This window comes from Pseudobdellovibrio exovorus JSS, from assembly GCF_000348725.1.
Classification (GTDB): domain Bacteria; phylum Bdellovibrionota; class Bdellovibrionia; order Bdellovibrionales; family Bdellovibrionaceae; genus Pseudobdellovibrio; species Pseudobdellovibrio exovorus.
In genome coordinates this window covers 1,210,573-1,225,425 of the sequence record NC_020813.1, presented here as the reverse complement: position 1 = coordinate 1,225,425, position 14,853 = coordinate 1,210,573, and the positions used below count along the sequence as shown (strand labels likewise).

Genomic DNA, 14,853 nt, shown 5'->3' with positions numbered 1-14,853 from the left:
TTACAATTTCTATTTTCTGAATAGTTATCAGCATTTAGAAATTCACCCTGCCTATTTTCCATTTTGAGATACCGATAAAAACAAAAGAATGAACAACCAAAATCTACAGCGGAGATATCTATGGCTGAGCCACTAATTAAACACGAGGTGCGTGATCACTATCTGTTGATTGAGCTGCCAAAAGATATGGATAAAGAATGTGCCACTAATCTTAATATCGAGATTAAGAACTGGCTTTTACAGCCAGCACAGCTATTTGTGCTCGATTTCCGCGAAGTGAGCGAACTGAATCAGCTTTGCTACCATCCCTTATTAGTTCTTTCACAAAATATTAAAATGGCAGACAAAAAACTGGTGAGTTTTAACTTCAAGCCCTCGCTGTTAAACCAACTTAAAAATGATGGGATGTCGAGCGCCTTAAATTGCATTCATGATATTCGTGAATACTTCAAACAAGAAAAAAGTGCACAGACGAAACCCCAGAAACAAATTGATGTGAGCATGGTTAATCCTTTCTTAGCGGCCACCAAGAAAACTCTAGAGCTGCAGGCCAACGTTCAGTGCGAGCCCCTAAAACCACAATTCACCTATGTTGACAACAAAGTTTATGAACAGCCTATTGCTATCGTCGGCGTGATTTCTATCTCGACAGAAAAATTTAAAGGCAGTGTGACCTTAGCTTTTCCAGAAAAAATCTTCTTAAAAATATATGAGTCCATGTTCGGAGAAAAACATGAACATATAAATCATGAAATTGAAGATGCCGCCGGAGAAATTCTAAATATTATCTACGGCTCTGCGAAAACAGTTTTAAATCAAGAGTTTGGATATCAGCTTAAACCAGAGCTGCCCACAATACTATCCGGAGAAAGAATTAATATACGTCAAAAAACAAATGAAAAGGTAATCATTCTACCCTTCAACACCCAGCACGGACAATTTCAGGTAGAAATATCTTTTGAAAACGAGCAAGCCGCTTAAATCATAAGGAGAAGAAATGAGCAATAAAGCCGGAATGAAAGTCCTAGTTGTCGATGACATGATGACCATGCGTAAACTAGTGATTCGCTCTTTAAAAGAGCTCGGTTTTGAAAATATATCCGAAGCTGAAAATGGTGTTAAAGCATGGCAATTACTCTCAGATGCCAAAGAAGGTGTTTATGACCTTGTTGTCTCTGACTGGAATATGCCTCAATGCACGGGCTTGGACTTATTAAAAAGAGTTCGTGGCGATACCCGCTACAAAAATGTTCCTTTCGTACTTGTAACCGCCGAATCCGAAAAAGAACAAGTGGTCGAAGCTCTACAAGCTGGCGTGTCAGCTTATGTGATCAAACCCTTCGATACTGCCACTCTAAATGGAAAATTAGAGGAGGCGCAGAAAAAGGCGGCTTCATGATTAAACTCAAAATATTAGCTGTGGCGTTAGATGCTCATGCTCTTGAGTTCGCTAAGTCTTGTCTGCAGAACTATGAACTGGATTATGTTAATAATTCAGAAGAGTTCATGAAATATTATGATACGTGGAAAAGTGATTCCTACGACGCCGTTATATGTGGGCTTGGATGGGAGGATTTACCTGCCATTGAACTCAGTCAGTCATTAAAAATGACGTTCATACAAGCTCCTATATATTTTGTCGCTCTAGATTCCCAAATGCAGGAAGCTGAGATCTTAATTAAGAACGGCTTTCTAGATTGCTTTTACTACCCTATGGACAAAAATTTTATTTCGATCACATTACGAGAAATCGAACGTAATGTGACGGGGCAATCTCTTGAACGCTTAGTCGAAGTCAGCCTTGCGGAAATCAAACCAGAAGATCAATTGGATTTTGAACTCAGTCTTTATCTGTCCGCAAACAATCGCTACATCAAACTTAACAACCGAGGCACTAAACTCTCTCCGCGTATCATCAGCAACTTAGATCGCCACTCGACATCCCATGTCTTTGTAAAAGAAAGTCAGCTTAAACAATATTACAGCTTCCTGACGTCTAAGATAAAAAATCTGACTCCAAGTCCACAACAAAAGAAAGCGGCGGCTCGTCGTCTTTTTCATGATTTACTTTCCCCTAAAAATGCAGCTTTTGCTGAAGGTAAAGAGTATGTCGAATATGCGAACCAAGTGATCGCAGAATATGTTAAGTCCCCCGATCTTTTTAACTTTCAAAAGGAACTCTTAAAAAGCACTGGCAGCACTGATAATGGACTCTATGAAAAAGCCCAGAAGGTATCGACGATTTGCGGACTGATTGCCCTAACTACCGAAATTGTCAAAACGGAAGACATTGTTATAGCCGCCCTTATGTGTGATTTAGGTATGAGCCAAATGCCTATAGAGGTTCTTGAAAAAACCGAATCCGAGATGTCCCCAGAAGAGCTAGATCTGTATCACACTCACGTTGCTAAATCCCTGACGATACTGGCAGGTAAGCGTATCGTGATTCTGCCTAAAGTTCGCGATGCCATCACTCAGCACCATGAACGATTTGATGGCAAAGGCTTTCCAGAAAAAAGACCTGGCTTTAAGATTTGTACAGAGGCTCAGGTATTGTCTTTAGCGCAGCAATTAGAAGATCTTTTACGCATACGACCACGGCAGCCGCGCCTTTCACCTCAAGAGGCATTTAAACTTATTGCAGGAAATGGCTCAATTAATCCTGATATTCTAAATGAAGTCAGGCATTTGTTTTCTGCATCTCCAGATGAAACAGAGCCTCAAAAAAACTCAGGTAAGGTCGCTTAAATGTTAAAGATTTTTAACTGTGTAGATCTCAAAAAAATAAATTGTGAATTAAATATTAAATGGAGTTGAAGACTCTTCATCAATTTCCATAAATACCGATTTTATTATACGGAACGTAAAAGGAGCTTTCATGAAATGGTTTAGCCAACTCAGTCTTAAATCAAGAATTCTTTCAGTGGTCATCTTATCGTGCTTTCTATGCGCGTCAGTCGCAATTCAAAGCTTTCTTTATTTTAATGCCAAAGAACTAGAAGCCGGCATTGTGAATAAGCAGAAAACCATTCATACACAGTTAAATGCCGCTACTCAGTTTGTCGGCAAACAAGGTGGTTTACAGACTGTCGTTGAAAAATATCAAAAAAAATATCGCTCTCCGGATCAACTGACCAATGCTGAGCGCGAAGAAATTCTAAATCAGGTTCCTATCTATGCCTCGCTATTAATCGGTCAACAAAATACACACGTAGATCAATATGAATTCCGTGTGTTTTCAGATGCTCCACGTAACAAAGACTACTTAGCTACCACTCAAGAACTAGAAGTCTTCCGTCAGTTTGAAAGAAGTCCTGACTTAAATGAAATCATCAAAAATGAAGATGGTATCATCACCACTTACCGCCCTGTGCGCCTTTCAGAAGATCATGGCTGCATGACATGTCATGGTAGTCCATCGCAAAGCCCATGGGGAAATGGTCGCGATATACTTGGCTACAAAATGGAAGACTGGAAGGATGGCAAACTTCACGGCGTATTTGCTGTCAGTCAAAATATCGACCTTGTTGCAAAAGCGTCGACACAAGGACAAATCATCACTCCACGTGGCTGGTTGATTTTAGGTATTCTATTAGGGGCTTTAGCTTCTGTTTTAATCTCGGCCTATATTTTAAAAACGCCAATTCACTCTTTAAGCCGCGCAGCCAATGCTATCACCCAAGCTAGTGATCAAGTGAGTGTGACATCTCAAAGAATGGCCAATTCATCACAACAGTTAGCACAGGCGACAACTCAACAAGCCGCCTCACTTGAAGAAACGGCCGCCAGTATTGAAGAGCTCAATTCGATGGTCAGTAAAAATACGGATAATGCCGTCAATACAGCCCAGAGTTCAAACCAGTCGAAGAAAATTGCCGAAAATGGAAAGCATATCATGCAGCAGATGATTTCTTCCATGAGCCAGATCAATCAGAGTAATGGCAAGATCATGGATCAGGTCAATCACTCGAATCAACAAATGGTTCAAATTGTTGAGGTCATTAAAGAAATTGGAAATAAGACTAAAGTGATTAACGATATCGTTTTTCAAACTAAACTTCTATCCTTCAACGCGTCCGTGGAAGCTGCACGCGCTGGAGAGCATGGGAAAGGATTTGCCGTAGTCGCTCAAGAGGTCGGAAACTTGGCCCAAATGAGCGGACAGGCGTCGCAAGAAATTTCAGAACTGCTAGAAAACAGTATCTCGAAAGTGGAAGACATCGTTAAAGAGACAAAAACACAGGTCGAGTCTTTAATTAAAGATGGAGTCGAAAAAATCGAAAACGGAACGCAAATTGCGCGTGAGTGTAACGAGGTTTTTGAAGAGATCGTTGAAAATGTCTCTAATGTTTCCCATATGGCCACTGAAATTTCTAATGCCAGTCAGGAACAGTCACAGGGTATCAACGAGTTGACACGTGCGATGAATCAACTGGATCAGGTCACCCAACAAAATGCGGCGACCAGCGAGGAATCATCCTTTGCTGCCAAAGACTTATCAAAACAAGCTCATAGTTTAAATGAAGTTGTCGAAGACTTAATCCGCACTATTCAAGGTGGCTTAATCGCCCAAGGTAAAGATGGCTTCGCACATGATGGCGGTGATACGACTAAAGATGGCGGCACGAAATCTAGTAACCGCGCCGCTTAATCCCACAGGTTCACAGGATACTCAAAATCTAATTATTTAAGCTCATGACTTAATAAAACGACGAAGTTCAGAAAGACTCTGAACTTCGTATTTTGGCTGCACGGCGGCCATGCTTTTGTCATTTTTGGGATTAAACCAGCACGAGTCCGTCCCGAAGTTATGGGCACCTAAGATATCAGTTTCTAGTCGATCCCCAATCACAATCATTTCGTCCTTTTGCACATGAGGTCTTAAGCTGTGAGCGTAATCAAAGAAACGAACATCTGGCTTAGCATAACCACTGTCCTCAGAAACACATATAAAACTGATGTAGGGCTCTAAAGCTGATTTAGCAATTCTCTGATTTTGTACGCCACTGATTCCGTTAGTCACAATGCCGACCTCACCTGCAGCGCTCAATTCACGACAGATCTCAACGGCTCCGTCGATCAAAACAACGGATTCAGGTAAAGCTTCTAAGTAGCGTTTGGCAACCAAATGCGGATCTACTGCTGCCTGTAAAGGCTCCAATGTACGGCGAAAACGTTCAACCTTTAAATACTCCTGCGTGATCAAACCCTTTTCAAACTCAGTCCAAAGCTTTCGATTCTCAATTTGATACTGAGAAAAAAGAGCCGTCATATCAGATTGGATACCTAAGCTTTGCATCACTGAAGAAAACGAGAGTTTCTCGGACTCTTTGAAATCCAATAAAGTATCGTCTAAATCGAAAAGAAAGAGTTTATAGGACATAATTCCTCGGCATCGAAGTTATGATGCAATATACGAATTGTCATTTTCATTTTGAAACACAAGAGGCACTTTGGAACCTTTACAACTCACTCCATGGGTATTCTTGGAACCTTTCCTTTTAAATACGAATATCTTCCCGTTGTAAACAAATAAAAATTAGATGAGTGCGGCCCGTGCTTTGCTTTTTCAAATAACAAAGGTTCTTAAAGAACCAGGGGGAAATTATTATGATCACTAACCATCTTATTACTCTTTTCATCTTAGCTTTCGCTTTAACATTTTCAGGCTGCGCCCGTGTCGCCTTCACTACAGACGGCTCGAACACAGGCTTAGGCGTCATCCCAATAGATCCAGATGACCCTCAAAATCCACCACCGCCTCCACCAGTAACACCAGTTTCGACAAATGCCTGTTCATTCGATGGAACATGGCAACGCTGTATTCCTGATGGAGCCAATTCAACGCGTGAAACTCTACGAGTTAAAGAAGATGTCTTAGAACAAACTATCGAAACCTTTATTGGCAGCAACACTTGCGAAGGCATCCCCGGGCTTCTATTACCAACGATCGCAAGAGCCAAACTCAACATCGTGAGCCAAGCTTTGACCGCTTTAAATATCCAGAATGTCGACTTGATCAATGCAAATCTTGATTTAGGGTGTGGATTGGGTTTAACGAGTTACACCAGCATTCAGTTTTCAAGCGACTGTAGTCAGATTGCGACGTCTGCTTCCCCTGGATGTAGCCCAGATTCACGCGGTAGACTTATTGATGGACATCTATTTATCTTAAAACCAAAAGATTCTGATGAAGACCATGCTCTAAATCAATTAACTGGACAAGTAATTGATACAGTTGGAACTGTAACTCAAGGAATCTTAGGACCTGTAGCTCCGCCAGTAGAACAAATCACAAGTGGGTTATTAAACCTTGGGAATGGTGGGGGTAACGATGACGACTGTAACAATGGTATCATCCCAGGTGTTCCAGGTGTAGGTAACTTAGACCAAGTTGTTAACGGAGTGACACAACCAGTGGGACAAGTTGTAAGTGGCGCTGGTGGAATCGTGAGTGGTGTTGTCGGAGCTGTTGGTGGAGCAACAAACGACATCACCAAAGGACTTACAAACACTTTAGGTGGCTTGCTAAACAAAGACTGTAACTGTAACAACTAGTTCCGCCGATTACGGCCAATTCGGATGATTTACCAAATCGCAGCTTCGGGCAAAAACTCCCACGCTGCGATTTTCCGTTTCTACAGCAGATTGCACTCCGACAAGAAATTCCTCATCACCTGACTTCCACAACAATCCACTTCCAGAATCGCCTTTTACTAAACGCGCGTTATTATTTTCATGTCCAAAGTTAACTCTGATGTGTAAATATTTGCTATGCTTACTCAATTCACGGGCCCTCATATAAATCAATCTATTGCTCGGATAACTGGCGCGTGTCTTAGAAGCGCCAGCTCCATTTTCGTAATATGACGTCGCATAAAAAGTAGATGACAAAGTTGACAAATCTTTCTGTTCATTCGCTTCGAAAGCTGCAAAGGCCGCACAGTCTTCCGCAGATGGCAGGCGCGGACACAATTCACTATTATAAGAAGGTACAGATGTGGTCAGCTTAAGCGCCACAAAATCTTTCGACACTAAAGTAATATCGCCTTGAGTAATAAATCTTTCACGCTGTCTATAGGTCGCAAGGTCGTCACTAAAAACAGTACTTTCAGATCCACTTTGTACTTCGTATACGTTAGATGACATCTCAGTTCCCACCGCTAAATTCAACCGAACGCCCTTTTTCAGATCATTCAAATTTGAAATTCGCGAAGAAACGGCTTCGTTTAAACAATGAGCTGCCGTCACGATGATATCCGGAGCCACTAGTGTTCCCGAACAAAACCCTGTCGTTCCCCCACTACCAAAAGACATACTTGATCTAATAGCTATATTAGACATACGCACAGTACACGGAGAAGCTGAATTAGAAGACTCATTTCGTGTATCAATGGCATGTGCAGTTAAAGAGGAAATCAAAACCCCGAAGAAAATCAGATGATATTTAGTCATGCTATCCATTATAAAATAACCGCTTAAAAAAGCATTTTTTTATTCACAAGCTAGACCTTCATTTTTTAAAAGGTACTAAAACGAAACAGATCAACTTTCGCCTGACTTTTACCGATAACTGTCTTGGGTAGCAAAGTTCAATAGTGGTGTTCAATAGCGGAGTTTATATGAAAATAGCGTTTCTTTCTTTATTGCTGACTTTAACTGTAACAATTACGACTTGGGCTGAGGACGCTACACCTTTTGTTTTAACTAATATCGAAAAAGAAAATTGCACAGTCACCGAAGACACGACGGATGATCTGGATGCAGAAATTGACATGCTCGACATGGAATGCTCTGGACAAGGTGATTACAAAGTCAAAATCTCAGGTGGTGACTTAAGGTACTCACTGTCTCTTGTTTATAAAAACAGAACTATTCGCCTCACTCATTTTATGAGATTCCATGATGTACCTTCAAAGTTTATCGAATGGCTTGTGGAAGACGGCTCACCTTTAGCGTTAATTCACCGAATTAACGTAGCTAATGATGAGGGACGCGATACATCTTACTTAATCGTCAGCAAACTTAAAGGAAACTCCTCTTGCGCTGTCGCACAAGTCGAACCAAAGGCTGGACGTAATCAAAATGAATACGCTCGAGAACTCGCACACAAAGCTCAAACTATGCCTTGCCTATAACCCAACGACTACTTTTCTTTCTTTAGAAGTTCAAGACACTGATGAAGCTTGAGCTTTTCTGGCGCGATCACCTGAGACTCCGTTTTTTCAAAAGGTTCAACACCCTCTTCCATTTCTTCTTCATCACGAAACAATCCGGATTTGTAGGTCGTTTCGCATTCATTATACTTATTGCAGACTTTTAACTTCGTGCAGATCACTTGTCCGTCTTTTTCATATAAGAAGTAGGTCGCACCTGAATAAGGAGGCCTTGCATAGCTTTCCGTGCGCACCGCTATAGCAGAACCTTCTTGTGCTGGGATCGTTATATGATTTTCGGCCACTGGCTCGGGTGATGTATGAGAACAGGCTCCGAGCAGTAAACCGCTAACCATCGCTATCACCAATACAAATTTATATTTTTTAAATGGAGGCATTCCTATTTATGAGTCGATTTAACATTCGTGTCACTGATAACATTTTCAAACCAGACGTTTTTAGCATTATACTTTAAATAGAAAGGCTCTGGCTTTTCTTTTTTCGAATAAATTCGAACTTGTAACAAGACTGATTTGTCTTTCGCATCCTGTCCCCACTGAGTTTCAATCGCAAATTCAAATTTATCACTGGCAGGGTCCCCTGCTAGCTCGACTTGATCTACAACTTCAGAGCGAACTGTTTTCATACTTTTCCCTGAAGCCGGCTGTGCCAACTCATAGATCAGTATCCTTTGTGTTCCACTTGTCTCTTGAATGTGGCTACCGAATAATACGCTATAAAATACCAAATCTTTCGATACTTCTATCTTTTCACACTTCATTACTTTAACGGGCGTTAAGTTTTGATCATAGAGGACATACTTTTGATTTGTTTTTGCAAATGTAATTACATTTTTTTCAGCACTACAATCAATCGCCTGTCTTTTAATAGATTTTTGCAATTGAAAATTTTGAGCTCCTGCAGAAAGGCCCACACAAAGAGTTAGAAGCGTTGTCGCCCAAATCTTCATTAGCGAACTCCTGTGTAGAAAATATGGCGAGATCCACTTTGTTGAGCTAAATTCACCGCTGTGCCATTCACATTAACTATCGCGCTACGAACTTGTTGACCGGCACGTCTCCAGCTTGGATTTACATAGTTAGCATGGTAGTGACGCAATGTCGGACTATTCATAGCACCCGAGAATGTAATACGGTTGGTTTTCATTAATTGTTGAGACTCAAAAGCCAACTGCATTTTACGGCGAGTTAAGCTATCTGCTCTTTCAGGATGGTAACTTAAAATACGAACTAGGTTTTGATCACGGTCATTCCACACCGAAAACTGCCAATCTGCTAATACATTTGTTAAGCGTGCGTCAGCATCTACAGACACACCGATATCACGTAATGTACGACTGCGACGACTAAATTTTGAACTCGCACGATTTTCGATAACTTTAATAACAGCTGCGATTTCAGCCATTTGTGCATTATTAGAATTACGATGTGGGGCTTCTGCATAGCCCGTTAAAGCTGTCATAATAATACCCGCTTCAGCCGCACCAAAGCGACTGATTAAGCTTCTTACAAATGTTCTTTTCATCTGTCCGGCATTCGCACGCGTAACACGATGAGAACTTGCAAACTCGCGAGCAAATGTCTGATAGCGCTGCCATAGATTAGTAGAAGTTCTTTCGCTGGCATCAGCTTGGGCTCTGTCAGCCACCACTTGTAAGTCACGAACTTGTTCAACGCCGCGGCTGCTATCACAGTTTGTACAAACAGAGGCTTCTGTTTCCGCTGGTTTATTATCATCCACTAAACTACGAATTTGCTGTGTTATTTCAGCGGATTGAAAACGGCTTGGATCAGCTCCATCTGTTCTTTTGATCTCCAGTTGTCCCGAGCGATTATAGTATTGCAAGGCCATAGCGCCGACTTTAACTTCACCAGAAGGCAAAGTGATCGTCACAGGAAAGAAATAGTCATAGCGTGGCGTGCGACTTCCTGTATGGTAAAAACGTCGCGTGGAAATGCGTCCTCTAGACGCTTCACCCGGATTCAATAGAAGTCTTTGGATTTGATCTTGAGTTGGTGATGCTGTTCCTAGTTTATCACGTAAATAGTGGGATTGAATGCTAACCTTTGAACCCTCTGGAATATTGATAGGATTTTCTAAACGAGCATCACGCAGAACAGAGGCCTCTGTCGTGACATGATAGAAAGGCATTTCCGCAGCAAAAGAAAATACACTCAGTGCCTGAATCGAGATAAATAGTAAGGCTGCGCTTTTATACTTTTTCAACATATCTAGGATGTTTGCAATGAACAGGCCTAGAATTTAAATCATTTTGAAGCAGCTAAATCCAATATATTGATTCTAGAACCTGCCTCCTTAAATAAGAAGACAGGTGTCTAATAGATTGACGACTCTATTATTTAGCTTGTGATGTACACGATGTCGCTGCGGTCATATCTACCCATCTTTGCTCGATGATAGGATTGCGAATATCTTGGCTCACATCTACGTTAACTAAGCTCTGATAGCGCGCTGTCGCGCTGCTGATCGTGTTGTAATCCGTGCTGACAACTTCCACTATCCCACGCCCAACAACACCAGCATCCACAATAAATGTTATGACGGGTTGAGCGCTAGATTCATCAATTAAAGCCTTCGTAGCCCCGTCAATCATGTTTGAAACATTTAAACCACGCGAACACTCCATAGATTGAATACGCTGAATAACAGCAATTTTATAAGCGCCTAGCGTATTAGCCGGAACTTCTTTCAATTGAGCATGAGCAGCTACAGATGACAAAATCAATCCAACACTTAGTAATACATGTTTCATGGGGCATTCCTTTCAGGAAATAGGCTGTTAATGTGTTAACGGTTTCGAAGGAACCTGCTTACAACACTAATGCCAACCCCAATGCGTTTATAGTGTGTCTCGGAATGAGTCAGACGTATAAGACATCGACAGTGTGACAAATTGCTAGGGACTTATTGCACACGACGAGCGGCTTCAACGCAAATATCAGCTATCATTTGACGATAGCGTGTCTGCAGTGCACTCGAATAGGTTTGATAAACCACCCTTAAAACTTCATGGGTCACAAAGCACGCTTGGTCTAATTGGCTCATAGACGCAACTAAGTCGAAGTCCATTAATATACAGCCATATCCATGTCGACTCAGATCACCACAGTAAGAATCTATCCACTCAATTACATCTTTTTTAGTATTGTAAAAGAAATAGGAATCAAATACAGGGCGAACAGCTCCTACTTTAAGATCACAATCCTGAAACCCCAATTGATTTGAGAAATCGTCTGAAAACACCACCCCGCGCGTACGAACCTTGGTTTCTTTCAAAGACGAAACATCCTGAATAAGAGATTCCTTGTTTTTAAAAAGATCAAAATTGGTATCGACAGCATACCTGTAACCTTCTTGTTTTAAAGCTGCGACTTTTTCTGCGGCAATCTTTTGTAGAATTTCAATGTATTCGGTACGTGAGCGCTTATTTTCAACCGCTCTGTAATGAGCATAGTCTTCTGCCGCTTGCTTTTGATAAGAGTAGTTCTCCATTACATTCAGGAAGCGAGGAGTCTTCTCTGAACAGATTACAATAGTACCACCATCACCAACGACACTACCCCCATCAAGGCTATTATCAGTGGCCGCTAGTGCGAACTGAAATGATAGTAAAATCATAGTCGTGCTGATCTTTAGTAACATTTTATACATTTATGGCTCTCCTCAAAACTCTTGCCTTTATCCATCTTTAAAAATCTAACTCTCTTCAGTTTGGATTTTGTCCTTCTGTCAATTCAAAGAATTGCATGGACACACAGTACACACTGTCCGCACTATCTGAAACAGCAAACTTCTGCATAAATTCCATCTGCATTCTTTCAATCTCTTGCCTTGCCTCTTGCAGTTGATCTTTCTTAAATCCGAAAACGGCACTCATGTACTTACGATTTGCAATCTGTTGGCGCTCAATCTCGGACGCTGATCTTTTAATTATTTGCTTATGGAAGTTACGGATCTGCTCTGATGGGGTAAAACTATCTATTTTTAAAAATTCATTTACCTTTTCATAAGTATCGTCATTTTTTTGAAGTAGATAGCCGTTATCTACAAGCTGTCTTAAGGCCTTTTTAACCACCACCTCTTTAACACCCAAAATAGCAGATAATGATTTCAGACTTTTAGCCTTCTTTAGGATCACAAGTTCCATCAACGGCATATAGTACCATTCAGACAACAAGCCCGAGAAGTTGGTTTTAAATAATTTAAAATTTCTTCTTTTTATCTGAGAATTAACCCGCTCGGCTGCAGCCACACGAAGTTTTTTAGATCTCCCATAATTCGCTTGAACGATATTAACAAAGTATTCTCTTTCCATATCAGAAAGCCCCAATGACTTTGCCATTTTTCTTGCTGTATCCAAACTAATACCTGCGGATTTATTTAATATGTATGACAATCTGGAATTACTGAAATTCAAATCACGTGCAAAAGCCCGCAGTGAATAGCGTTTATTGCGAAGACTTCTTTCCTGCATTTCGTCGATTAAAAAAGCTTTAAAGTCTGTGTAATTATAGATACTCGGCATGATGGAACAGTTTTTTATAAGAATTTCGTCTTAACATCAACACTAATACTTGTTTTTTCGGCCACTACGGCCTCTATTGAGTTTCCGAAGCAATCCGAAGCAGATTGTATCCTCTAACTCTGTACATTTTATATCTTTTCTGCATAGGCTGATCTTACCAAGCAATTTCATTCTTTAGATTTGGATTTTTGCAGACAGATACCCTAATATGACCCCATGAAAATCGTCAGTTGGAATGTAAATGGAATTCGCTCGGTACATCGCAAGAATTTTGCAAAATGGTTCGAAGAGGAAAAGGCAGATATCGTCTGCTTACAGGAAATTAAAATCAACGAACAGGCCATCCAAAAAGATGAAACCTTTTACCACCCATCCCGCTATCATTCCCATTGGCATTTCGCTAAAAAGCCTGGCTACTCAGGACTTGTCATCTATAGCAAAAAAGACCCTGAAGCTGTCCGGAGCGGGTTAGGTTTACCTGAATTCGACAACGAGGGCCGATGGCTTGAAGCTGATTACAAAAATCTGACTCTTATCACCAGTTATTTTCCAAATTCTCAAAGGGAGGGGGTTCGTTTACCCTACAAGCTGGCTTTCCTTAATGCGGCAGAAAAAAGACTGGAACAGCTTAGAAAAAAAGGCCGACAGGTCGTTATCTGTGGAGACTTAAATATTGCCCACACAGAGATCGACCTAAAAAATCCAAAGACCAATACTAAAAACGCAGGATTTCTTCCCGAAGAGCGCGCTTGGATGGAAAAAATGATCGTGAAGCGTGGCTGGATCGACACTTTTAGAAAATTCGAAAAAGGTGGCGGTCACTACACATGGTGGAGTTATCGCCCGGGGATTCGCGAACGAAATATCGGTTGGCGTCTAGATTACTTTTTAGCCAACCCAGAGTCTGACGATCTTATCAAGAAAATGATTCATCTTCCCGAAGTCGTTGGTTCAGATCACTGTCCGATACGCCTGACTTTAAAGTCATAGTCCGAGCACAATCCGATCTAGTAAAATGGGTAATCTATATAGCCCTCTGGCCCGCCTTGGTAAAAGGTCTCTGGGTTCGGTGAGTTCAGAGGCAAATTTTCAAGTAATCGCTTGGGTAAATCAGGATTCGCAATAAAATTCACACCCCAAGCGACCGCATCCGCGTCCCCACGCTGAATAGCAGCTTCTGCTGTTTCTTTTGTATACTTTTGATTAGCAATCAGAATTCCGCCGAATTCTTTCTTAAGATAAGGCCCCAATGAATCAGGCCCTTCCACTTCACGAGTAAAAATAAAAGCAATCTTACGCTGGCCCAGCTCACGGGCTACATAACCAAAAAGATCACGTGGATTGGAGTCACCCATATCATGGGAATCCATACGAGGAGCTAAATGTACGCCCACACGATCCGCACCCCAAACAGCGATAGCCTCATCGACAATCTCGAGCAGAAACCGTGCGCGATTTTCAATGGGGCCACCATAGCGATCTGTGCGTTTATTCGTGCTGTCTTGTAAAAATTGATCTATCAGATACCCGTTGGCCGCATGAATTTCAACTCCGTCAAATCCAGCCTTCTTCGCATTTTCAGCTCCGCGACGATAGCCTTGAACAATCGCTTCCACTTCCTGTGTTTCTAGAGCCCGTGGTGTGACATAGTCTTTGTATGGACGCACCAAGCTCACATGTCCCGCAGGACGAATCGCGCTGGGAGCCACGGGCAAATCTCCATCCAAAAACATCGGATCTGAAATGCGTCCCACATGCCACATCTGTAAGAAAATACGTCCACCCTCAGCATGCACAGCTTCCGTTATTTTCTTCCACCCTTGCACTTGCTCGTCCGAATAAATGCCCGGCGTATTTGCATAACCCGCACCTTTCGGGTCCATGACAGTCGCCTCTGTCAAAATCAAACCCGCACTGGACCTTTGCTTGTAATACTCAAGCATCAACTCGTTAGGCACGCGCTGCTCATTCGAACGTGAGCGAGTTAAGGGCGCCATGATAATTCTATTCGGAAGAGTCAAAGCACCTAATTTTAGAGGTTGAGATAAGACAGATGACATAGGGTCCAGCCTTTCAGTTGCGGTTTAAAAGCACTGTTTTAATTGAAACAATGTTTGATACATTAAAGCC

At 41.6% G+C, this 14,853-nt stretch carries 16 protein-coding genes; 7 read left to right on the top strand and 9 right to left on the bottom strand.

Annotated elements, in window-relative coordinates:
* Positions 1 to 120 precede the first annotated feature (120 nt).
* The 4 genes from A11Q_RS06065 to A11Q_RS13495 all read left to right on the top strand — a co-directional run bounded on the left by A11Q_RS06065 (position 121) and on the right by A11Q_RS13495 (position 4,651).
* Entirely contained in the window at positions 121 to 981 is an 861-nt protein-coding gene (locus A11Q_RS06065; protein WP_015469912.1) for a chemotaxis protein CheX, read from the top strand.
* A gap of 16 nt (positions 982 to 997) precedes the next feature.
* Entirely contained in the window at positions 998 to 1,399 is a 402-nt protein-coding gene (locus A11Q_RS06060) for a response regulator (protein WP_015469911.1), read from the top strand.
* Positions 1,396 to 2,748, top strand: coding sequence for an HD-GYP domain-containing protein (locus tag A11Q_RS06055; protein ID WP_015469910.1), 1,353 nt, complete (start codon positions 1,396 to 1,398; stop codon positions 2,746 to 2,748). The genes A11Q_RS06060 and A11Q_RS06055 overlap by 4 nt, the downstream gene beginning before the upstream one ends.
* A gap of 130 nt (positions 2,749 to 2,878) precedes the next feature.
* On the top strand, positions 2,879 to 4,651 hold the full coding sequence (locus tag A11Q_RS13495; RefSeq protein WP_015469909.1) for a methyl-accepting chemotaxis protein: 1,773 nt from the start codon (positions 2,879 to 2,881) through the stop codon (positions 4,649 to 4,651).
* 42 nt (positions 4,652 to 4,693) lie between these two features.
* Here the strand turns inward: A11Q_RS13495 and A11Q_RS06045 are convergent, their stop codons facing one another.
* Positions 4,694 to 5,383, bottom strand: coding sequence for a YjjG family noncanonical pyrimidine nucleotidase (locus A11Q_RS06045; RefSeq protein WP_015469908.1), 690 nt, complete (start codon positions 5,381 to 5,383; stop codon positions 4,694 to 4,696).
* Between the two features lie 227 nt (positions 5,384 to 5,610).
* Here A11Q_RS06045 and A11Q_RS06040 point away from each other — a divergent pair, with 227 nt between their 5' ends.
* Positions 5,611 to 6,558 carry a hypothetical protein gene (locus tag A11Q_RS06040; protein WP_015469907.1) on the top strand — a complete coding sequence of 316 codons (948 nt, stop codon included), beginning with the start codon at positions 5,611 to 5,613 and terminating at the stop codon, positions 6,556 to 6,558.
* Positions 6,559 to 6,567: 9 nt separating this feature from the next.
* On the opposite strand, the gene A11Q_RS06035 is transcribed toward A11Q_RS06040, so the two are convergent.
* Positions 6,568 to 7,464 (bottom strand): trypsin-like serine peptidase, encoded by an 897-nt coding sequence (locus tag A11Q_RS06035; protein WP_015469906.1) that lies wholly within the window; start codon positions 7,462 to 7,464, stop codon positions 6,568 to 6,570.
* 158 nt (positions 7,465 to 7,622) lie between these two features.
* Here A11Q_RS06035 and A11Q_RS06030 point away from each other — a divergent pair, with 158 nt between their 5' ends.
* Positions 7,623 to 8,138: a hypothetical protein gene (locus A11Q_RS06030; protein ID WP_015469905.1), complete on the top strand. Its 516-nt coding sequence runs from the start codon at positions 7,623 to 7,625 to the stop codon at positions 8,136 to 8,138.
* 8 nt (positions 8,139 to 8,146) lie between these two features.
* On the opposite strand, the gene A11Q_RS06025 is transcribed toward A11Q_RS06030, so the two are convergent.
* From A11Q_RS06025 to A11Q_RS13490, 6 genes are all read right to left on the bottom strand, one after another.
* Complete coding sequence (locus tag A11Q_RS06025; protein ID WP_015469904.1) at positions 8,147 to 8,554, bottom strand: hypothetical protein; 408 nt, start codon at positions 8,552 to 8,554, stop codon at positions 8,147 to 8,149.
* Positions 8,555 to 8,556: 2 nt separating this feature from the next.
* The gene (locus A11Q_RS06020) at positions 8,557 to 9,126 is read right to left on the bottom strand and encodes a hypothetical protein (protein ID WP_015469903.1); all 570 of its coding nucleotides are present in this window, start codon (positions 9,124 to 9,126) and stop codon (positions 8,557 to 8,559) included.
* Positions 9,126 to 10,406, bottom strand: coding sequence for a hypothetical protein (locus tag A11Q_RS06015; protein WP_015469902.1), 1,281 nt, complete (start codon positions 10,404 to 10,406; stop codon positions 9,126 to 9,128). The genes A11Q_RS06020 and A11Q_RS06015 overlap by 1 nt, the downstream gene beginning before the upstream one ends.
* A gap of 127 nt (positions 10,407 to 10,533) precedes the next feature.
* A complete protein-coding gene (locus A11Q_RS06010) occupies positions 10,534 to 10,950 on the bottom strand; it encodes a hypothetical protein (RefSeq protein ID WP_015469901.1) in 417 nt (138 codons plus the stop codon).
* 152 nt (positions 10,951 to 11,102) lie between these two features.
* The gene (locus A11Q_RS06005) at positions 11,103 to 11,849 is read right to left on the bottom strand and encodes a hypothetical protein (RefSeq protein ID WP_015469900.1); all 747 of its coding nucleotides are present in this window, start codon (positions 11,847 to 11,849) and stop codon (positions 11,103 to 11,105) included.
* Positions 11,850 to 11,904: 55 nt separating this feature from the next.
* Positions 11,905 to 12,723, bottom strand: a complete 819-nt coding sequence (locus A11Q_RS13490; protein WP_015469899.1) for a TIGR02147 family protein — start codon at positions 12,721 to 12,723, stop codon at positions 11,905 to 11,907.
* A gap of 216 nt (positions 12,724 to 12,939) precedes the next feature.
* Between A11Q_RS13490 and A11Q_RS05995 the strand changes: the two genes are divergently transcribed.
* Entirely contained in the window at positions 12,940 to 13,713 is a 774-nt protein-coding gene (locus A11Q_RS05995; protein ID WP_015469898.1) for an exodeoxyribonuclease III, read from the top strand.
* Between the two features lie 17 nt (positions 13,714 to 13,730).
* Here A11Q_RS05995 and A11Q_RS05990 read toward each other — a convergent pair whose 3' ends face one another.
* Positions 13,731 to 14,783, bottom strand: a complete 1,053-nt coding sequence (locus A11Q_RS05990; protein ID WP_015469897.1) for an alkene reductase — start codon at positions 14,781 to 14,783, stop codon at positions 13,731 to 13,733.
* Between the last annotated feature and the right edge of the window lie 70 nt (positions 14,784 to 14,853).